The sequence below is a fragment of the Aeromicrobium jepli genome (genome assembly GCF_047246605.1).
In the GTDB taxonomy this organism is placed as follows: Bacteria; Actinomycetota; Actinomycetes; order Propionibacteriales; family Nocardioidaceae; genus Aeromicrobium.
Genome location: NZ_JBFOKO010000004.1, coordinates 193,729 through 213,511 on the forward strand (window position 1 = coordinate 193,729; position 19,783 = coordinate 213,511).

General features: G+C 71.5%; 21 protein-coding genes. 1 reads left to right on the top strand and 20 read right to left on the bottom strand.

Going from position 1 to position 19,783, the window contains the following annotated elements; genetic code table 11:
• Position 1: 1 nt before the first annotated feature.
• Genes mltG through AB3M81_RS10155 form a run of 10 tightly spaced genes read right to left on the bottom strand, consistent with a single transcriptional unit; the run spans position 2 to position 10,754 of the window.
• On the bottom strand, positions 2 to 1,141 hold the full coding sequence (gene mltG, locus AB3M81_RS10110; RefSeq protein ID WP_412903781.1) for an endolytic transglycosylase MltG: 1,140 nt from the start codon (positions 1,139 to 1,141) through the stop codon (positions 2 to 4).
• Positions 1,138 to 1,614, bottom strand: coding sequence for a Holliday junction resolvase RuvX (ruvX, locus tag AB3M81_RS10115; RefSeq protein ID WP_412903782.1), 477 nt, complete (start codon positions 1,612 to 1,614; stop codon positions 1,138 to 1,140). Before ruvX ends, mltG begins: the two co-directional genes overlap by 4 nt.
• Positions 1,611 to 4,268: an alanine--tRNA ligase gene (alaS, locus tag AB3M81_RS10120; protein ID WP_412903783.1), complete on the bottom strand. Its 2,658-nt coding sequence runs from the start codon at positions 4,266 to 4,268 to the stop codon at positions 1,611 to 1,613. The genes ruvX and alaS overlap by 4 nt, the downstream gene beginning before the upstream one ends.
• Positions 4,268 to 4,540: a DUF6167 family protein gene (locus AB3M81_RS10125; protein ID WP_412903784.1), complete on the bottom strand. Its 273-nt coding sequence runs from the start codon at positions 4,538 to 4,540 to the stop codon at positions 4,268 to 4,270. Before AB3M81_RS10125 ends, alaS begins: the two co-directional genes overlap by 1 nt.
• Complete coding sequence (locus tag AB3M81_RS10130) at positions 4,537 to 5,052, bottom strand: hypothetical protein (RefSeq protein ID WP_412903785.1); 516 nt, start codon at positions 5,050 to 5,052, stop codon at positions 4,537 to 4,539. Before AB3M81_RS10130 ends, AB3M81_RS10125 begins: the two co-directional genes overlap by 4 nt.
• Positions 5,053 to 5,062: 10 nt before the next feature.
• On the bottom strand, positions 5,063 to 6,424 hold the full coding sequence (locus AB3M81_RS10135) for a replication-associated recombination protein A (RefSeq protein ID WP_412903786.1): 1,362 nt from the start codon (positions 6,422 to 6,424) through the stop codon (positions 5,063 to 5,065).
• A 22-nt stretch (positions 6,425 to 6,446) separates the two neighbouring features.
• Positions 6,447 to 6,986 (bottom strand): DinB family protein, encoded by a 540-nt coding sequence (locus AB3M81_RS10140; protein WP_412903787.1) that lies wholly within the window; start codon positions 6,984 to 6,986, stop codon positions 6,447 to 6,449.
• Positions 6,983 to 8,743: an aspartate--tRNA ligase gene (gene aspS / locus AB3M81_RS10145; protein ID WP_412903788.1), complete on the bottom strand. Its 1,761-nt coding sequence runs from the start codon at positions 8,741 to 8,743 to the stop codon at positions 6,983 to 6,985. Before aspS ends, AB3M81_RS10140 begins: the two co-directional genes overlap by 4 nt.
• The gene (gene hisS, locus AB3M81_RS10150; protein WP_412903789.1) at positions 8,740 to 10,062 is read right to left on the bottom strand and encodes a histidine--tRNA ligase; all 1,323 of its coding nucleotides are present in this window, start codon (positions 10,060 to 10,062) and stop codon (positions 8,740 to 8,742) included. Before hisS ends, aspS begins: the two co-directional genes overlap by 4 nt.
• Positions 10,059 to 10,754: an MBL fold metallo-hydrolase gene (locus tag AB3M81_RS10155; RefSeq protein WP_412903790.1), complete on the bottom strand. Its 696-nt coding sequence runs from the start codon at positions 10,752 to 10,754 to the stop codon at positions 10,059 to 10,061. Before AB3M81_RS10155 ends, hisS begins: the two co-directional genes overlap by 4 nt.
• Before the next feature lie 56 nt (positions 10,755 to 10,810).
• Here AB3M81_RS10155 and AB3M81_RS10160 point away from each other — a divergent pair, with 56 nt between their 5' ends.
• On the top strand, positions 10,811 to 12,034 hold the full coding sequence (locus AB3M81_RS10160) for a DUF349 domain-containing protein (protein WP_412903791.1): 1,224 nt from the start codon (positions 10,811 to 10,813) through the stop codon (positions 12,032 to 12,034).
• Between the two features lie 77 nt (positions 12,035 to 12,111).
• Here AB3M81_RS10160 and AB3M81_RS10165 read toward each other — a convergent pair whose 3' ends face one another.
• The 10 genes from AB3M81_RS10165 to pdxT all read right to left on the bottom strand — a co-directional run bounded on the left by AB3M81_RS10165 (position 12,112) and on the right by pdxT (position 19,761).
• On the bottom strand, positions 12,112 to 12,405 hold the full coding sequence (locus tag AB3M81_RS10165; RefSeq protein WP_412903792.1) for a GIY-YIG nuclease family protein: 294 nt from the start codon (positions 12,403 to 12,405) through the stop codon (positions 12,112 to 12,114).
• A gap of 167 nt (positions 12,406 to 12,572) precedes the next feature.
• Positions 12,573 to 14,765 carry a RelA/SpoT family protein gene (locus tag AB3M81_RS10170; RefSeq protein ID WP_412903793.1) on the bottom strand — a complete coding sequence of 731 codons (2,193 nt, stop codon included), beginning with the start codon at positions 14,763 to 14,765 and terminating at the stop codon, positions 12,573 to 12,575.
• 129 nt (positions 14,766 to 14,894) lie between these two features.
• Entirely contained in the window at positions 14,895 to 15,425 is a 531-nt protein-coding gene (locus AB3M81_RS10175) for an adenine phosphoribosyltransferase (RefSeq protein WP_412903794.1), read from the bottom strand.
• Positions 15,422 to 15,709 (bottom strand): preprotein translocase subunit YajC, encoded by a 288-nt coding sequence (gene yajC, locus AB3M81_RS10180; protein ID WP_412903795.1) that lies wholly within the window; start codon positions 15,707 to 15,709, stop codon positions 15,422 to 15,424. Before yajC ends, AB3M81_RS10175 begins: the two co-directional genes overlap by 4 nt.
• A gap of 10 nt (positions 15,710 to 15,719) precedes the next feature.
• Positions 15,720 to 16,772, bottom strand: coding sequence for a Holliday junction branch migration DNA helicase RuvB (gene ruvB / locus AB3M81_RS10185; RefSeq protein WP_412903796.1), 1,053 nt, complete (start codon positions 16,770 to 16,772; stop codon positions 15,720 to 15,722).
• A 2-nt stretch (positions 16,773 to 16,774) separates the two neighbouring features.
• Positions 16,775 to 17,365, bottom strand: coding sequence for a Holliday junction branch migration protein RuvA (gene ruvA, locus AB3M81_RS10190; RefSeq protein ID WP_412903797.1), 591 nt, complete (start codon positions 17,363 to 17,365; stop codon positions 16,775 to 16,777).
• The gene (gene ruvC, locus AB3M81_RS10195; protein WP_412903798.1) at positions 17,362 to 17,892 is read right to left on the bottom strand and encodes a crossover junction endodeoxyribonuclease RuvC; all 531 of its coding nucleotides are present in this window, start codon (positions 17,890 to 17,892) and stop codon (positions 17,362 to 17,364) included. Before ruvC ends, ruvA begins: the two co-directional genes overlap by 4 nt.
• Before the next feature lie 57 nt (positions 17,893 to 17,949).
• Positions 17,950 to 18,342, bottom strand: a complete 393-nt coding sequence (locus AB3M81_RS10200; RefSeq protein WP_412903799.1) for a hypothetical protein — start codon at positions 18,340 to 18,342, stop codon at positions 17,950 to 17,952.
• Positions 18,343 to 18,363: 21 nt separating this feature from the next.
• Complete coding sequence (locus AB3M81_RS10205; protein ID WP_412903800.1) at positions 18,364 to 19,122, bottom strand: YebC/PmpR family DNA-binding transcriptional regulator; 759 nt, start codon at positions 19,120 to 19,122, stop codon at positions 18,364 to 18,366.
• A gap of 45 nt (positions 19,123 to 19,167) precedes the next feature.
• Entirely contained in the window at positions 19,168 to 19,761 is a 594-nt protein-coding gene (gene pdxT, locus AB3M81_RS10210) for a pyridoxal 5'-phosphate synthase glutaminase subunit PdxT (protein WP_412903801.1), read from the bottom strand.
• Positions 19,762 to 19,783: the final 22 nt, after the last annotated feature.

The following is a 19,783-nucleotide window of genomic DNA, read 5'->3' on the forward strand; positions in this document are numbered from 1 at the left end:
GTCAGCCACCGCACGAACCGGCGCCGTACTCGGCCTGGCAGTCGCGGGTGTGCTGGCCGAAGTCCTCGTTGTAGACGACCGACCCGTCCTTCTTGGCGAAGAAGAACAGCCACGGGCCCTCGGCCGGGTTCAGCGCCGCCTCGATCGTCGCCTGGCCGGGCGAGCCGATCGGTCCCGGCGGCAGGCCCGCGTGCTGGTACGTGTTGTACAGCGACGGGTTGGCGCGCTCCTCGGGCGTGGTCCACACGTCGCCCTTGCGCTCGCTGACGTACGAGACCGTCGAGTCCAGCTGCAGCGGCATGCCCTGCTCGATGCGGTTGTAGAGCACGCGGGCGATCTTGGCGTAGTCCTCGGGCTTCTGGCCCTCGTACTCCAGGATGCTGGCGAGCGTCAGGATCTGCTCGCCGTTCATGCCCAGCGCCGGGGCGCGCGTGCCGATGTCGAGGTCCTTGGCGACCTTGAGCGTCTGGTCGACCATGCGCTTGAGCACGGTCTTGGCGTCGTCGCCCGGCTCGACGAAGTAGGTCTCGGGGTACAGGTAGCCCTCGGGGTTGCCCTTCGCGAAGTCGGGCAGGCCGATCGAGGACGGGTCGTCGAGCGCCGCCTCGAGGTCCTCGGCCTTGATGTCGGTGTTCTTGGCGATGACCTCGACGATCTGGCCCACCCGGGCCCCCTCGGGCACCGTGAACTTGGTCTGGACGCGCGCGGAGGGGTCGACGAGGGCGGCCATCGCCGCCTCGGAGGACATCTTCTCGCGCAGCTGGTACGTGCCGGGCTGGATCTGCGAGGCCCTCTGGTCGGTCAGGCTGAGCTGGTAGAACGCTTCGGACGACTTCACGACGTCCTTCTCGGCGAGCAGGCGCGCGATCTGCAGGCCGTTCGCCCCGGCCGGGATCGTGACCTCGACCGAGCCGGAGCCGCTGCCGCTGTAGTCGTCGGCGCCGCCGAGGCGGTCCATCGCCTTCGTCACCACGACGTACCCGCCGATGAGCACGGCGATGACGGCGAGCAGCGCCAGGACCTTGCCGACGCCGCTCTTGCGCTTCGCGGGCTCCGCGCGGCGGCGCGAGCCGGGACGGCGCTCGGGCTCGGGACCCGGCTCCCCCGCGAGGAGGTCGAGTCCGTTGTCGTTGTCGCTCATGCGTCGTTCCCTTCCGTCACCGTGACGAGCTCGCCCGGGGCGGTCCCTCGCGTCTTCTCGGCATCGATGGCCGACTGCAGGATGACCACCGCAGCGGCCTGGTCGATCACCGATCGCGACGACTTCGTCGTGCGGCCACTGGCGTGCAGCTGCGCCTGTCCCGCGACGGTCGAGAGCCGTTCGTCGACCAACCGTACCGAAACGCCCGGGACGGCAGTGGCGAGTTCCCCCGCGAACGCCCGCACCTTGACGGCGGCCGGGCCCTCACGGCCCGACAGGCCCAGCGGCAGGCCGACGACCACCTCGAGCGCCTCGTACTCCTCGACGAGGGCGACGAGTCGCGTGACCGCCTGCGGGCCGGCCGTGACGGTCTCGACGGGGGTGGCGATGAGCCCGTCCGGGTCGCACGAGGCGACCCCGATGCGAGCGTCACCGACGTCCACGCCGAGCCGCCGGCCCCTGCGCCAGGTCATCCGAGCAGCGTCTCCCGGACGGCGGCGAACGCCGCGTCGATCCCGCCGAGGTCCGTGCCGCCACCCTGCGCGACGTCGGCCTTGCCGCCACCGCGGCCGCCGATCCTGTCGCCCACCACCGCGATGACGTCCTTGGCCGACAGGCCCCGGTCGATCGCGGCCGGGTTCAGCGCGACGACGGCGGACGGCTTGTCGCCGCCCGTGCCGATGACCACGACGACCGCCGGGCGGTCCTGGATCCGGCCGCGGATGTCGAGCGCGAGCTGGCGCACGTCGCCGCCGCCGACGCCCTCGGCGCGGTGCGCGACGAACGCGACGCCGTCGACGTCCTGCGCGGCGGCCGCGATGTCGCCGGCCGCACCCTGCAGCTGTGCCGTGCGGATCTTCTCGAGCTCCTTCTCGGTCGCCTTGAGGCGCGAGACGAGGTCCTGGACCTTCGCGGGCACGTCGTCCGGCTTGGCCTTGAGCATGTCCGTCAGCTGCAGCACGAGGTCGCGCTCACGGGCGAGGTACTCGAAGCCCTCGATGCCGACGAGCGCCTCGATGCGGCGGTTGCCCGCGCCCACCGAGGAGTCCGAGGTCAGCACGACCGTGCCGATCTGGCTGGAGCGCTCGACGTGCGTGCCGCCGCACAGCTCGCGCGACCAGGGGCCGCCGATCTCGATGACGCGGACCTCCTCGCCGTACGTCTCGCCGAACAGCGCCAGCGCGCCGAACTCCTTGGCCTCGGGCAGCGTCATGTAGTGCTGGGAGACCTGCAGGTCCTCGCGCAGCGCGCGGTTCGAGACGTGCTCGACGCGGTGGAACTGCTCGGGGTCGAGCGCGCCGTTCCAGCCGAAGTCCAGGCGCAGGTAGCCCGGCCGGTTGTACGAGCCGGACTGCAGCGCCGTCGGGCCGAGCACCTCGCGCAGCGCGGCGTGCACGACGTGCGTGCCCGAGTGCGCCTGGCGGGCGCCGACGCGCCACTCGTGGTCGACCTCGGCCGACAGCTCGCGGTCGAGGGTCAGCTCGCCCTCGAGGACGCGCACCTGGTGCACGACGAGGCCGCGGATGGGCCGCTGCACGTCGAGCACCTCGGCCGAGCCGCCGTCCCAGCGCAGGACGCCGGCGTCGGCGGCCTGGCCGCCGGACTCGGCGTAGAAGCCCGTGCGATCGAGGACGACCTCGCCGACCTGGCCCTGCGACAGGACCGGGACGGACTCGCCGCCGGCCAGGAGCGCGAGCACCTTCGACTCGGTGATGAGATTCGTGTACGCGACCCAGTCGGTGGGACCGAAGGTGTCGATCGTCTCGCGGTAGACCGTGGTGTCGGCGTGGACGCCCTTCTTGGCCTTCGCGTCCGCCTTGGCGCGCGCCTTCTGCTCGGCCATGAGGGCGCGGAAGCCCTCCTGGTCGACCGAGAGGCCCTGCTCCTGCGCCATCTCCAGCGTCAGGTCGATCGGGAAGCCGTACGTGTCGTGCAGCTGGAACGCCTTGTCGCCCGCGAGGACCGTGCCGCCGGACTGCTTCGTCTCCCCCGCCGCGACGTCGAAGATCTGCGTGCCCTTGCCGAGCGTCTGGCGGAACGCCTCCTCCTCGGCGTACGCGACCTGGCTGATGCGCGCGAAGTCGGTCTCCAGCTCGGGGTACGACGCCTTCATGCGCTCGAGGCTCACGGGGAGCAGCTCGGGCAGCGCCGGGTCCTCGAAGCCGAGCAGGCGCATCGAGCGCACCGCGCGACGCAGCAGGCGGCGCAGGACATAGCCGCGCGACTCGTTGCCCGGGGTGACGCCGTCGCCGATCAGCATGAGGCCGCTGCGGACGTGGTCGGCGATGACGCGGAAGCGGACGTCGTCGACGTGGTCCTTGCCGTACGCGCGGCCGCTCAGCTCGGCGGCCTTCGCGATCACGGGGTAGACCTCGTCGATCTCGTACATGTTCTCCTTGCCCTGCAGGAGGTACGCGACGCGCTCGAGGCCCATGCCGGTGTCGATGTTCTTCTTCGGCAGGGGCGCGATCACGTCGAACTTGTCCTTGGCGGACACGTTCGCGATCTCCTCCTGCATGAAGACGAGGTTCCAGATCTCCAGGAAGCGATCCTCGTCGGCCTCGGGGCCGCCGTCGGGGCCGTACTGCGGGCCGCGGTCGACGTAGATCTCCGAGCAGGGGCCGCCCGGGCCCTCGACGCCCATGTGCCAGTAGTTGTCCAGCAGGCCGCGGTTCTGGATGCGCTCGTCGGGCAGGCCGGCGATGCGCTTCCACAGCTCGCGCGCCTCGGTGTCGGTGTGCAGCACCGTCACCCAGATCTTGTCGGGATCGAAGCCCAGGCCGCCGTCGTCGACGGACTTCGTGATCAGCTCCCACGCGTGGGTGATGGCGCCTTCCTTGAAGTAGTCGCCGAAGCTGAAGTTGCCGTTCATCTGGAAGAACGTGCCGTGACGCGTGGTCTTGCCGACCTCCTCGATGTCGAGGGTGCGCACACACTTCTGCACGCTCGTGGCGCGGTCGAACGGCGGCGTCTCCTGGCCGAGGAAGTACGGCTTGAACGGCACCATGCCGGCGTTGACGAACAACAGGTTCGGGTCGTCGAACAGCAGCGGGGCGGAGGGCACGACCGTGTGGCCGGCGTTCTCGAAGTGGGAGAGGAATCGGCGCCGGATCTCAGCGGTTTCCATCAGTCGGAGTCCTTCTGTTGGGGGGAAGTGTCGGAGTGCTCGGGCAGGGCGAGCCGGTGGTCGTGGTCGAGCAGGTGGGCGCGCAGGTGCTGCTCCTGGGCGCTCATGCCCTCCGCCATCTCGGCGCGGAAGGCACGGACACCCGAGCCGAGTGCCGCGGCCTGGTCGATCAGGCCCGGCATCGAGAGCCGGTAGGCGGCGCGCTTGGCCTTGACGCTGGAGTACACGCCGGCGGCGGCGCCGGCGACGAACCAGACGAGGCGGGCGCTCACGAGCCCACCCAGCCTCGGCCGCTCGACGGGGGCGGGTCGTTGGTGGCGCGGGCCGCGGCGCGGGCGGCCCGCTGGCGAGCTCGCTTCCGGGCGCGGTACTCGCGGCGCATCAGGCCGATGATCCGGTCGCGGCTCTCGGGGCGCAGCGCGTGCGCGAGGCCCGCGGCGACGATGTTGAGGCGCACCGCCGGGCGCGTCATCGAGGCGGCGACGATCTGGTCGTTCGTGGGCTTCACGATCACACGGCCCTCGACGACGCGGACGACCTCGGCTTCTCGGTGATCGAGTGCCTGCGAGGAACGAGCAGGTGTATCGAGATCACGCTCTTCGTCGGCGTGATCTCGATACGCCGCGACTTCGTCGCGAGCTACTCGATCACCGGATTCCGCTCGACTGACCTCGTGCGCGAGTGTCCTCGCCTTGCGCAGCGCCACGACCGCGACGACCGCAGCGGCGACCGCGACCACCGCCAGCACGGCGGAGGCGACGAGCATCGCGAGCTGCACGGACATGGGAACGAGGTTACCGGTCTCGGACGATCGCGCGGATTCGGGCGAGTCGCTCGGCGATCGCCCCTTCCGCCCCGTGCGGCCCCGGTCGGTAGTAGTCCGACCCGTCGACGTCGTCGGGTGCGTACTGCTGCGGGACGACGCCGCGCGGGTCGTCGTGCGCGTACACGTAGTCGTGTCCGTGGCCCAGCTTCTTGGCGCCGGAGTAGTGCGCGTCGCGCAGCGCGGGCGGCACCGCGCCCACCTTGCCGGCGCGGACGTCGGCCATCGCGGCGTCGATCGCGCGGATCACGGAGTTCGACTTGGGCGCGGTCGCGAGGTGGATGACGGTCTGCGCGAGCGGGATGCGGGCCTCCGGGAAGCCGATCATCGCGACGGCCTGCGCGGTCGCGGTCGCCAGCGGCAGCGCGGTCGGGTCGGCCATGCCGATGTCCTCGCTCGCGTGGATCATGAGGCGGCGCGCGATGAAGCGCGGGTCCTCCCCCGCCTCGATCATGCGCGCCAGGTAGTGCAGCGCGGCGTCGACGTCGGAGCCGCGGATCGACTTGATGAACGCGCTCGTGACGTCGTAGTGCTGGTCGCCCTGGCGGTCGTAGCGCACGGCCGCCTTGTCCACGGCGAGCGCCGCGTCGTCGAGCGTGATCTCGTCGTGGCCCTGATGGGCGGCGGCGCCGGCCGCGGCCTCGAGGTACGTCAGCACACGGCGGCCGTCTCCCCCGGCGAGCCGCACGAGGTGGTCGCGCGCCTCCTCGCTGATCGCGATCGCTCCGCCGAAGCCCCGCTCGTCCTCGATGGCCCGGTCGACCAGGACGGCGATGTCGTCGTCGGTCAGCGGCTGCAGGGTGAGCAGGAGGGAGCGGCTCAGCAGCGGCGAGATCACGCTGAAGTGCGGGTTCTCGGTCGTCGCCGCGACGAGGCTGACCCAGCGGTTCTCGACGCCCGGCAGGAGGGCGTCCTGCTGCGCCTTGCTGAACCGGTGGACCTCGTCCACGAACAGGACGGTCTCCTTGCCGCGCGACAGCGCCTGGCGCGCGCCGGCGATGACCTCGCGGACCTCCTTGACCCCGGCGCTGACGGCCGAGACCTCGACGAAGCGGCGGTCGGTCTGGCGGCTGATCAGGCTGGCGAGCGTCGTCTTGCCCGTGCCGGGCGGTCCCCACAGCAGGACGGTCAGCGGGGCGTTGCCCTCGATCATGCGGCGCAGCGGCGAGCCCGGCGCGAGCAGGTGCTGCTGGCCCACCAGCTCGTCGAGCGACTGCGGCCGCATCCGGACCGCGAGCGGCGCGCTCGAGTGCGCGTTGCCGGCCAGGGTGCCGCCCGAGTCGCGACGGCCGGAGTCGGGCGCCTCGGGGAGGTCGAAGAGTCCGTCGGTCACCGTACGAGCCTACGGCGTGGGGTCACTCCCCCGTGCGTCCGTCGATGCACTCGCGCAGCAGGTCGGCGTGGCCGTTGTGCCGCGCGTACTCCTCGATCATGTGCACCACGAGCTCGCGGATCGAGATCGTGCCGCCGTGCGGGTGCGGCAGCTCGCGGTCGAGGTCGGCCTCGTCGACGCCGTCGAGCCACTCCTCGGCCCGGGCGACCTGCGTGCGCAGCGCGGCGAACGCCTCGTCCACGCACTCCTGCGTGCCGACCGCGCCGGTGAAGTCGGCGTCGCGGTCCTCGGCCTTGAGGAAGAGCGCCGGCTCGTCCGAGCCCTGGGCGACGCGCACGAACCAGTGGTGCTCGACGAACGCCAGGTGGCGCACCAGACCGAGCAGCGACAGCGTGCTGGGCGGCACGCTGCGCCGCGCCAGCTGCTCCGGAGTGAGGCCCTCGCACTTGAGCTGCAGCGTCTGGCGGTGGAAGCCCAGGTACTCCAGGTACGTGGCCTTCTCACCCACCGGGTCGCCGTGCGGGCGCGGGTCCTCCTCCGGAGGCAGCCAGGAGCCGCTCACGACTCGTCGTCGTCCTCGTCGGGCTCGGCGTCGACGCCGGCCTCGGCGCGCTGCTCGGGCGTGATCGGCGCGGGCGCGGCCGTCAGCGGGTCGTAGCCTCCGCCGGACTTCGGGAACGCGATGACCTCGCGGATCGAGTCGGCGCCGGCGAGCAGCGCGACCGTGCGGTCCCAGCCGAACGCGATGCCGCCGTGCGGCGGGGCGCCGTACTTGAAGGCGTCGAGCAGGAAGCCGAACTTCTCCTGCGCCTCCTCGTTGCCGATGCCCATGATCTCGAAGACACGCTTCTGCACGTCCTCGCGGTGGATGCGGATGGAGCCGCCACCGACCTCGTTGCCGTTGCAGACGATGTCGTAGGCCTGCGCCAGGGACTCGCCCGGCGTGGCCAGCGTGGCCGGGTCCTGCGGCGCCGTGAACGCGTGGTGCACCGCGGTCCACTCGCCGCCACCGACCGCGACGTCGCCTGAGTCGAGCTCGCTCACGGGCTCGAACATCGGCCAGTCGACGACGAAGGCGAAGGCCCACGCCGACTCGTCGATGAGGTTCTCGCGCTTCGCGATCTCGATGCGCGCGGCACCGAGCAGCTGGCGCGAGCTCTTGACCGGGCCGGCCGAGAAGTACACGGCGTCGCCCGGCTCGGCGCCGACGGCCGCGACGAGGCCCTCGCGCTCGGACTCGGACAGGTTCTTGGCGACCGGCCCGGTGAGCGAGCCGTCCTCCTGGACCAGCACGTAGGCCAGGCCCTTCGCGCCGCGCTGCTTGGCCCACTCCTGCCAGCCGTCGAGGGTGCGGCGGGCCTGCGAGGCGCCGCCGGGGTGCACGACCGCACCGACGTAGGGGGCCTGGAACACGCGGAACGGCGTGTCCTTGAAGTAGTCGGTCAGCTCGACCAGCTCGAGGTCGAAGCGCAGGTCGGGCTTGTCCGAGCCGTACTTGCTCATCGCGTCCGCGTACGTGATGCGCGGGAACGGCGTGGGCAGGTCGACGTCGATCAGCTTCCACAGCGCGACGTAGATCTCCTCGGCCAGCGCCATGACGTCGTCGGCCTCGACGAAGCTCATCTCGATGTCGAGCTGGGTGAACTCGGGCTGGCGGTCGGCGCGGAAGTCCTCGTCGCGGTAGCAGCGCGCGATCTGGTAGTACCGCTCGAGGCCGCCGACCATGAGCAGCTGCTTGAACAGCTGCGGGCTCTGCGGCAGCGCGTACCAGCTGCCCGGGCGCAGGCGCGCCGGCACGAGGAAGTCGCGGGCGCCCTCGGGCGTGGAGCGAGTCAGCGTGGGCGTCTCGACCTCGACGAAGTCGTGGCGCTCGAGCACGGCGCGGGCGGCCGCGTTGACCTTGGAGCGCAGGCGCATCGCGTACGCCGGCGCCGGGCGGCGCAGGTCGAGGTAGCGGTGCTTCAGGCGCGCCTCCTCGCCGACCTCCACGTGCTCGTCGATGGGGAACGGCAGCGGGTCCGACGTGGACAGGATCTCGACCTCGTCGGCGATGACCTCGATCTCGCCCGTGGCGATCGCGGCGTTCTCGTTGCCCTCGGGACGCTTCTGGACGGTGCCGGTGACCTTGAGGCAGTACTCGTTGCGCAGCTGGTGCGCGACGTCCTCGCGGACGACGACCTGGGCGACGCCGCTGGCCTCGCGCAGATCGATGAAGGCGACGCCGCCGTGGTCGCGACGACGCGCGACCCAGCCGGCGAGAGTGACGGTCTCGCCGATGTTCGCGGTCGTCAGGGTTCCGGCGTCATGGGTGCGGATCACGCTGTCGTCTCCTTCTGGGTCACCTGCGGTCGCAGGTCGGTCTCGGGGGGCGTCCACGCGTCGGGGTCGGCCGACTGCTGGTCACCGGTGCGGATGTCCTTCACCTGCGGGCCGTCGTCGGTGACGAACCAGACGAAGGGGATCCCGCGGCGCTCGGCGAAGCGGATCTGCTTGCCGAACTTCTGGGCGTTGGGGGCGACCTCGCACGCGATGCCGCGGACGCGCAGGCGCTGGGCGATCGCGTCGCTCTCGGCCCGCGAGTCCTCGTGGTTCACCGCGACGAGGACGGCCGACGGGACGGCGCGCGTGGCGGTGATCCCGCTGGTGGTCAGGGTCGACAGCAGGCGCGAGACGCCGATCGACAGGCCGACGCCGGGATACGTGCGCTTGCCGTCGGAGGCGAGCTGGTCGTAGCGGCCGCCGGAGCAGATCGAGCCGAGCGACGGGTGCTCGGCGACGCGCGTCTCGAAGACCGTGCCCGTGTAGTAGTCCAGGCCGCGCGCGATGCGCAGGTCGGCCGTCACCGTGACGCCCTCGATGCCCGCGCAGCCCGCGACGACGGCCTCGAGCTCGGTCAGGCCCTCATCGAGCATCGGGTGCTCCACGCCCAGGTCGCGCACGCGCTGCACGAACGACGTGTCGGTGGTGACGATCTCGGCGAGCGCGAGGCACGCGGCGGCCTGCTGGTCGGTCAGGCCCTGCTCGGTCAGCAGCGCGGCGATCTTCTCGGCCGGCAGCTTGTCGAGCTTGTCGATGACCTGCATGACGGCCGTGGGCTCGGCGACGCCCAGGCCCAGGTAGAAGCCCTCGAGGACCTTGCGGTTGCTGACCTGCAGCGTGAGCGACAGGCCCGGGATGGGCAGGCCCGCGAGCGCCTCGGCCATGACGCGGGCGACCTCGACGTCGAAGTGGAACGCCAGCGAGCCGTCGCCGACGATGTCGATGTCGGCCTGGGTGAACTCACGGAACCGGCCCGCCTGCGGGCGCTCGCCGCGCCAGACCTTCTGGATCTGGTAGCGGCGGAACGGGAACTGCAGGTGGCCGGCGTTCTCGACGACGTAGCGCGCGAACGGCACCGTCAGGTCGAAGTGCAGCGCCAGCTCGGAGGCGTCGGACTCGTCGGCGTGCAGGCGACGGACCTCGTACACCTCCTTGTCGATCTCGCCCTTGCGCAGCAGCGTCTCGAGCGGCTCGACGGCGCGCGTCTCGATGTTGGCGAAGCCGTGCAGCTCGAAGACGCGGCGCAGGTGGTCCAGCACCGCCAGCTCGACGCTGCGCTCGGCCGGCAGGAACTCGGGGAAGCCCGACAGCCGGCTCATGCCATCAGCTCCGCGAGGAACGGGTTGGTCTGCTTCTCGCGGCCGATCGAGGACTGCTGGCCGTGGCCGGGCAGCACCACGACGTCGTCGGGCAGCGTGAGCACCTTGGACTGCAGGCTGCGCAGCATCTCGGCGTGGTCGCCGCCGACGAGGTCGGTGCGGCCGATCGAGCCGAAGAACAGGAAGTCGCCCGAGAACATGATCTGCGAGACCGGCTCGGGGCCGGTGTAGTCGAGGCGGTAGGCCACGGTGCCGGGCGTGTGACCCGGACAGTGGTCCACGGTCAGGCGCAGGTCGCCCACCTCGATGACGGCGCCGTCGACGGCGTCGCGCACGTCGGCCGGCTCGGAGAACTGCGACTCGTCGATGTCGCCGAGCTGCTGGCGCAGCATCGCGGCGGACTCGTTGGAGATCGCGGCCATCGGGTCGTTCAGCAGGTGGCGGTCGGCCGGGTGGATCCACAGCGGCGCGCCGAACTCGTCGGCGACCTTGGCCGCGTCCCACATGTGGTCGAAGTGCCCGTGCGTCACCAGGACGGCCGCGGGGGTCAGGTCGTGCTCGGCCACCACGGCGCGCACGCCCTCCAGCGACTGCATGCCCGGGTCGACGATCGCGCACGGCGAGCCGGGTCCGGAAGCGACGAAATAGCAGTTCGCCTGCAGCGGTCCGGCGGGGAAGGCGGTGAGAAGCACGTCCGTCAGGGTACGCGAGGACGACGACGTGCCGCGAACCTCCTAGACTGACCGGCATGAGTGATTGGGGCCGCGTCGACGCGGACGGCAACGTCTACGTCAAAGAGGGCGACGGCGAACGGTTGATCGGGCAATGGGTGACCGGAGGCGACGCCGACGAGGCGATCGCGTTCTACACCCGACGGTTCGAGAACCTCGAGACCGAGGTCGACCTGCTGGAGAAGCGGGTCGCCGCCGGCACCGTGTCGCCCGACGACGCGACGAAGGCGATCGCCACCGTGCGCGAGCAGCTCGTGGACGCGCAGGCGATCGGCGACCTCGCGTCGCTCTCGTCGCGCCTCGACGCCCTCGAGCCGCGCCTGGCCGAGCTGCGGGCTCAGCGCAAGGTCGAGCGCGAGCAGCGTACGGCCGAGGCGACCGCGGCCAAGACGCGCATCGTCGAGGCGGCCGAGAAGATCGCCGCGGGCCAGGACTGGCGCAACGGCGCCGACAAGCTGCGGGCGCTGCTCGACGAGTGGAAGGCCCTCCCCCGGCTCAGCAAGTCCGCCGACGACGAGCTGTGGCACCGCTTCTCGACCGCGCGCACCGCGTACACGAAGAAGCGCAAGGCCCACTTCGGCGAGCAGAGCGTCAAGCGCGACCAAGCCCAGAAGATCAAGGAGCGCCTGATCGTCGAGGCCGAGGCGCTCTCGGGATCCACCGACTGGGGTGCGACGTCCGCCGCCTACCGCGACCTCATGCAGCAGTGGAAGGCCGCCGGCTCCGCGCCGCGCAACGTCGAGGACAAGCTCTGGAAGCGGTTCCGCGCCGCGCAGGACGTGTTCTTCTCCGCCCGCGAGGCCGCCAACGCCGCGCAGGACACCGAGTACGCGCAGAACGCCGAGGTCAAGCGCCAGATCCTCGAGGAGGCGGAGGCGCTCGTCCCGGTCAAGGACCTCGAGGCCACCCGCAAGGCATGGCACGACATCGCCGACCGCTGGGAGGCCGCCGGCAAGGTGCCGCGCGACCAGATCAAGGAGCTCGAGGGCCGCATCCGCGCCGTCGAGCGCGCCATCCGCGAGGCCGGCGAGCAGGAGTGGAAGCGCACCGACCCCGAGAAGTCCGCGCGCGCCGACGACATGATCACCAAGCTCGAGGACGCCATCTCCGCGATCGAGGCCGACATCGCCAAGGCCGAGGCCGCCAGCGACACGAAGAAGGTCGCCAAGCTCCGCGAGAACCTCGAGTCCCGCCAGGCCTTCCTCGAGATCGCCCGCCGTACCGCCTCCGACTTCAGCTGATCGCTCGCCGAAGCACTCGATCGGCGGGGCTCCCGCTGATCGAGTAGCTCGCGAGCGCAGCGAGCGGCGTATCGAGATCACCAGTTCCTGCTCCGTGTCCTCTTCTTCGCGAGGTCCGGCAGGAGCTCGTACTCGCCACGCATCAACGCCTCGCGCTTCGCCCTCGACCAGCCCTGGATCCGCTTCTCCGCGGCGAAGGCGTCCGTGACCCGCTCGAACTCGTACGACCAGGCGAGCTCGACGGGAAGCCGGTGTTTCGTGTACTCGGATCCGTTCCCCGTGCGGTGCTGGTGGAGCCGAGCGGCGAGGTTCCGGGTGCTGCCGACGTAGTAGGAGCCGTCGGCGCACGTGAGGATGTAGACGTGGGCCATCGGCCCAGCGTGCTCGAGATCCGGCAGCCGAGGCCGCCCGTCCACAGGTGATCTCGATACGCCGGGAGCTCGCTGCGCTCGCCCCGGCTACTCGATCACCGGCTCCGGTGATCGAGTAGCTCGCGAGCGCAGCGAGCGGCGTATCGAGATCACTTCACGGTCTTCGCCTACTGCGTGACGCGGTAGGCGTCGAAGACGCCCTGGACGTTGCCGACGGCCTTGAGGACGGCGCCGAGGTGCTTGGCGTCGCCCATCTCGAAGGTGAAGCGGCTCTTGGCGACCCGGTCGCGCCCCGTGCTGAGCGTGGCCGACAGGATGTTGACGTGCTGGTCCGAGATGACCTTCGTGATGTCGGACAGCAGGTGCGGGCGGTCGAGCGCCTCGACCTGCATCGCCACGAGGAACGTCGTCTTCGCGTCCGCGATCCAGCGGACGTCGACGATGCGCTCGGTCAGGTCGGCCAGCTCGGCGAAGTTCGCGCAGTCGGCGCGGTGCACCGAGATGCCCGAGCCGCGCGTGACGAAGCCCTTGATCCGGTCCCCCGGCACCGGCGTGCAGCAGCGTGCGAGCTTGACCATGACGTCGCCGGAGACGCCCACGACCTCGACGCCCGCGTCGTTGCGGCTGCCGGACTGGCTGCGGCGGGCGCGAGACGGCGGCAGCAGCGTCGCCTCGGCGAGCTCCTCCTCCGCGCCCTCGCGGCCGCCGGCGAGGTCGATGACCCGCTCGACGACGTTCTGCGCACCGACGTTGTTCTCGCCGACCGCCGCGTACAGCGACGCGATGTCGGGGTGGCCGAGGTCCTTCGCCACCGTGTCGAGGTTCGCCTGCCGGAACAGGCGATGCATCGGCAGGCCCTCCTTGCGCATCTGCTTGGCGATGAGGTCCTTGCCGTGGTCGATGGCCTCCTCGCGGCGCTCCTTCGTGAACCACTGGCGGATCTTGTTGCGCGCGCGGGGGCTCTTGACGAAGTCCAGCCAGTCGCGGCTGGGACCGGCCGTCGGCGACTTCGACGTGAAGATCTCGACGACGTCGCCGGACTCGAGCTTGGACTCCAGTGAGACCAGGCGTCCGTTGACGCGCGCGCCGACGCACGTGTGGCCGACCTCGGTGTGGACGGCGTAGGCGAAGTCGACCGGGGTCGCCTCGGCCGGCAGCTGCACGAGGTCGCCGCGCGGGGTGTACGCGTAGACGCCCGCGTTCTGCATCTCGAAGCGCAGCGAGTCCAGGAAGTCGGTCGAGTCCTCGGTCTCGGACTGCCAGTCGACGAGCTCGCGCAGCCACACCATCTCATTGCCGCCGGGGCCGGCCTTGGAGGCCTTGCCGCCCACGGCGGACAGCGACTCCTCCTTGTACTTCCAGTGCGCGGCGACGCCGAACTCGGCGCGGCGGTGCATCGCGAAGGTGCGGATCTGCAGCTCCACCGGCTTGCCCTGCGGGCCGATCACGGTGGTGTGCAGCGACTGGTACATGTTGAACTTCGGGACGCTGATGTAGTCCTTGAAGCGTCCCGGGATCGGGTTCCAGCGCGCGTGCAGGACGCCCAGCACGGCGTAGCAGTCGGCGACGTCGTCGACGAGGATGCGCACGCCGACGAGGTCGAAGATGTCGGAGAACTCGCGGCCGCGCACGAGCATCTTCTGGTAGATCGAGAAGTAGTGCTTCGGCCGGCCCGTGACCTTGGCCTTGATCTTCGCGTGGCCGAGGTCGGAGTTGACGTCGCGGATGACGCGCTCGAGGAAGGCCTCGCGCGACGGGGCCCGCTCGGCGACGAGGCGGACGATCTCGTCGTAGACCTTGGGGTGCAGCGTGGCGAACGCCAGGTCCTCCAGCTCCCACTTGATCGTGTTCATGCCCAGGCGGTGGGCCAGGGGCGCGAAGATCTCGATGGTCTCGGACTGCGCGGAGTCGCCGTACTTGACCTTGTCGAGCTTGGTGACACCGTCGACGAGGTGGACGACCTCGTCACCGAAGTCCTTGCGCAGCTGCTCGATCGTGTACGGGGTGTCCTCGACGGTGTCGTGCAGCAGCGCCGCGCACAGCGTGGGCGCGGTCATGCCGAGCTCGGCGAGGATCGTGGCGACGGCCAGCGGGTGGGTGATGTACGGGTCGCCGCTCTTGCGCTTCTGGCCCTCGTGCATCGCCGCGGCGACCTGGTAGGCCTTCTGGATCGACGCGATGTCGCCCTTGGGATGGGTGTCGCGGTAGATCTTCAGCAGCGGGTCGAGCACCGGGTTGCCCGCGGCGGTCTTGCCGCCGATGCGAGCGAGACGGCTGCGCACGCGCGCGGAGGCACGCGCCGAGTCCTGGGTCTTGGGCTCGGCCGTCTTCGACACCGGGTTCTCGGTTCGCTCAGCCACGCGTTCCCCTCCTTCGTCCCATCCTACGGAAGGCAGCTCAGCCGAGGGTGGTGATCACCGAGGCGACGGTGCCCAGGACGAGCGCGGCGATGGCCACGATCGCGACGATGCGGACGGTGCGCTGGCTCATCAGTACTCCAGGAGGGCGGTCAGCGGGACGTCGCCGAGGACGGCGCGGCCGCCCAGCGCGGGCAGCTCGATCAGCACGAGCGACCCGGCCACCTCGGCGCCGGCGCGCTCGAACAGGCGGGCGGCGGCGCGCAGCGTGCCACCGGTGGCCAGGACGTCGTCGAGCAGCAGGACGCGCGCGCCCGGCCGGACGGCGTCGGCGTGGATCTCGATCGTGGCCTCGCCGTACTCGAGCGAGTACTGCTCGCCGATCGTGGCGGCGGGCAGCTTGCCGGCCTTGCGGACCGGCACGAGGCCGATGCCGAGCGCCTCCGCGACGAGCGGCGCCAGCAGGAAGCCGCGGGCCTCGATGCCGGCGACGACGTCGAGCGGGGCGAACGCGCGCGCCGCGTCGACGAGCGCGGTCACGGTGGCGGCGAGGCCGTCGGGGTCGGCGAGCAGCGGCGTGATGTCGCGGAACGTGACGCCCGGCTCGGGCCAGTCCTCGATCGCGCGGACGAGCCGCCCGGCGACCTCGGTGAAGTCGCTCATGCCTGCGGGTCCTCCGTGCCGGTGCCCTCGGCCTCGGCGATGGCGGCGCGGGCCACCTCGATGACGACGCCGGGCGCGACCTCGAGGCCGACGGTCTCCTCGTCGACGTGGTGGACGGTGCCGTGGATGCCGCTGCTGGTCATGACACGCGTGCCGGGCCGCAGGGACTCCTGCATCGCGCGGAGCGCGGCGAACTGCTTCTGACGCTCGCGGGTCGGTCGCAGGATGAACAGGTAGAGGACCAGGGCCATGACGGCCAGGAACCCGATGTCGATGAACGTCACCGGAGGAAGTCTAGTCGGCGTCGTCCAGCGGCAGCTGCGCGGCGTCGGCGCCCGCGGGCGGCACGAGGCCGAGGTGGCGCCAGGCCGCCGCGGTGGCGATCCGGCCGCGCGGCGTCCGGGCCAGGAAGCCCAGCCGGACGAGGAACGGCTCGGCCAGCTCCTCGACCGTCTCGCGCTCCTCGGAGACGGCGACGGCGAGCGTGGCGACGCCCACCGGTCCCCCGCCGAAGTTGCGGCACAGCACCTCGAGGACGGCCCGGTCGAGGCGGTCGAGGCCGAGGTCGTCGACCTCGTACAGGTCCAGCGCCGCCCGCGCGACGTCATGGTCGACCGAGCCGTCGGCGCGCACCTCGGCGTAGTCGCGGACGCGCCGCAGCAGCCGGTTCGCGATGCGCGGGGTGCCGCGTGAACGCGAGCCGATCTCGGCGGACGCCTCGGGGCTGATCCGCAGGTTCAGCAGGTCCGCCGAGCGGCGCACGATGCGGTCGAGATCGGCGGGCTCGTAGTAGTCGAGCTGGGCGGTGAAGCCGAAGCGGTCGCGCAGCGGGCCCGGCAGGAGCCCGGCCCGCGTCGTGGCGCCCACGACCGTGAACGGCGGGATCTCGAGCGGGATCGCGGTGGCGCCGGGGCCCTTGCCGACGACGACGTCGACGCGGAAGTCCTCCATCGCCATGTACAGCAGCTCCTCGGCGGGCCGTGACATGCGGTGGATCTCGTCGATGAACAGCACGTCGCCCTCGTTGACGCCCGAGAGGATCGCCGCGAGGTCGCCGGCGTGCTGGATCGCGGGGCCGCTGGTGAGCCGCAGGGGCGCCGAGAGCTGGTGGGCGATGATCATCGCGATCGTCGTCTTGCCCAGGCCGGGCGGGCCCGAGAGCAGCACGTGGTCGGGGGTGCGCTCGCGCGCGACGGCCGCGTCGAGCACGAGGGACAGCTGCTCGCGCACGCGCTCCTGGCCGATCAGCTCGTCGAGCGTGCGCGGGCGCAGCGCCTGCTCGAACGCGCTCTCGTGCGGCTGGGCCGCCTCGGCGACGATCGACTCGAAGTCGTCGAAGTCCTCCATGGTCAGCGCCCCCGGTCCATCGATCGCAGGGCGTCGCGCAGGACGGCCGAGATGTCCGGCTGGTCGCCCACGCCGTCGGCGACCCGGTCGATCGCGGCGTCGGCGTCCTTGGCCGACCAGCCCAGCCCGACGAGCGCCTCGTGGACCTGGTCGCGCCACCCGGCGGCGGCCGGCGCGGCCGAGGCCGTCGCGGCGGCGCCGACGCGGTCCTTGAGCTCGACGACGATCCGCTCGGCGCCCTTGCGGCCGATGCCCGGGACCTTGGTCAGCGTGGCGTGGTCGGACGAGGCGATCGCGACGCGCAGCCGCTCGGGCGGGAGCACCGCGAGCATCGCCTGGGCGACCTTGGGTCCCACGCCGCTGGCGGTCTGGACGAGCTCGAACATGTCGCGCTCCTCGGCGTCGGCGAAGCCGTACAGCGTCATCGAGTCCTCGCGCACCACCATCGAGGTCCACAGCGTGGCCTCCTGGTGCAGGCGCAGGCCGGCGATCGTGGAGGGCGTGCACATCACGTGATAGCCGACGCCGCCGAGGTCGAGGACGGCCGAGTTGAGCGAGAGCGCGGCGACCGTGCCGCGCAGGTGGGCGATCATGCGCGGCCCCCGGCCGCGGCGACGGCCTCGGCGAGCCGGTTGCGCGCTCCCCCGCGCCACACGTGGCAGATCGCCAGCGCGAGCGCGTCGGCCGCGTCGGCCGGCTTGGGCGGCGCCTCGAGCCGCAGGACGCGGGTGACCATGGCGGCCACCTGCTCCTTGTCGGCCCGGCCGCTGCCGGTGACGGCGGCCTTCACCTCGGACGGCGTGTGCAGGTGGACCTCGATGCCGTGGCGCGCGGCGACGAGCATCGCGATCCCGCTGGCCTGCGCGGTCCCCATGACGGTGCGGACGTTGTGCTGGCTGAACACGCGCTCGACCGCGACGACGTCGGGACGCAGCCGCACGACGAGGTCGTCCAGGGCGCGCTCGAGCCGCAGCAGCCGTCGCGCGAGGTCGAGATCGGAGGGCGTGCGCACCACGCCGACGTCCACGAGCGACAGCGGGCGGCCGACGGATCCCTCGACCACGCCGACGCCGCAGCGGGTCAGCCCGGGGTCGACGCCGAGCACGCGAACAGAACGCATGTTCGACACCTTAGACGCCCGGACGGACGGTCCCGCGGCCGCCACGCCGTGCCCGGCTCAGCCGGTCAGCTTCGCGTCCGGGGTGCGGGCGATCTCGTCGGCCAGCTCCCCCGCGACGCGCCTCGCGCGCGAGCGCCCGGCGACGAGCGTGCGATACGTCGGCGCGGCGGAGCCGTCACGACACAGCTCGACCGGGTACCGCGCGAGCAGGATCCAGCTCACGCCCAGCAGCACGGGCACGAGCGTGAGCGCCCACGCACGGTCGGTCTTGACCAGCACCGGCGCCAGGAGCACGAGCAGCACGAGGCCGGCCACGACCAGCAGGGGGCCGAAGCCCGTGCTGTCGTCGGACTCGCCCACCACCAGGTCGCCGCCGAGGTCGCGCACCACCGGACGCCGGACCGAGACCGTCCACCCCACGCCGTCGGGGGTCAGGACACGACGCTGCATGGCCACATCATGGCCCGCGGCTCAGAGCTCGGCCATGACCTCGTCGGGCGCGTCGAAGTTCGCGTAGACGTTCTGCACGTCGTCGCAGTCCTCGAGGGCGTCGATGAGCCGGACCACCTTGGCCGCGCCCTCGGCGTCGACCTCGACGTTCACGCTGGGCACGAACGAGGCGTCGGCCGAGTCGTAGTCGAGTCCGGCCTCCTGCAGCGCGGTGCGCACGGCGACCAGGTCGCCGGGCTCGCACAGCACCTCGAAGCTGTCGCCGAGGTCGTTGACCTCGTCGGCGCCGGCGTCGAGGACGGCCAAGAGGATGTCGTCCTCGTTCGTGCGGCCGCTCTCCTGCTCGGCCGGGACGATGATGACGCCGCGGCGGCCGAACATGTAGGCCACCGAGCCCGGGTCGGCCATCGTGCCGCCGTTGCGCGTCATGGCGGTGCGGACCTCCATGGCGGCGCGGTTCTTGTTGTCCGTGAGGCACTCGATCAGGAACGCCACGCCGCTGGGACCGTAGCCCTCGTACATGATCGTCGTGTAGTCGGCGCCGCCGCCCTCGGCACCACCGCCGCGCTTGACGGCGCGGTCGATGTTGTCGTTCGGGACGGACTGCTTCTTGGCCTTCTGGATCGCGTCGTAGAGCGTCGGGTTGCCGTCGGGGTCGGCACCGCCCGTGCGCGCGGCGACCTCGATGTTCTTGATCAGCTTGGCGAACAGCTTGCCGCGCTTGGCGTCGATCGCGGCCTTCTTGTGCTTGGTGGTCGCCCACTTGGAGTGGCCTGACATGGCGTTCTCCCTCTTCCCTGACGGCGCCCCGTCACGACCGGTGGGTCACGACTGGGCGGTGATCTCGACGAACCTGCGATGGAGGCGGTCGTCTCCGGACACCTCCGGGTGGAACGACGTCGCCATGATGTTGCGCTGCCGGACCGCGACGATTCTACCGTCGGCCTCCCCACCGTGGACGCGCGCGAGGACCTCGACGTCGTCACCGGCCTCCTCGACCCACGGCGCGCGGATGAAGACGGCGTGCACCGAGTCCTCGAGGCCGGCGAAGTCCAGCTCGGTCTCGAAGGAGTCGACCTGCCGGCCGAAGGCGTTGCGGCGCACCGTGATGTCGAGGCCGCCGACCGTCTCCTGGCCCTCGATGCCGTCCCGGATCCGGTCGGCGAGCATGATCATCCCGGCGCACGTGCCGAACGTGGGCATGCCCTCGTGGACGCGCTTGCGCAGCGGCTCGAGCAGGTCGAACGTGCGCGCCAGCTTGTACATCGTGGTGGACTCGCCGCCGGGCAGGATCAGGCCGTCGCACCGGTCGAGCTCCTCGGGGCGACGGACGCCGAACGCGTCGACGCCGAGCCGGGTGAGGGCCTGCAGGTGCTCGCGCACGTCGCCCTGGAGCGCGAAGACGCCGATGGAAGTCACCCCGGGAGTGTAGTCGGCGCCC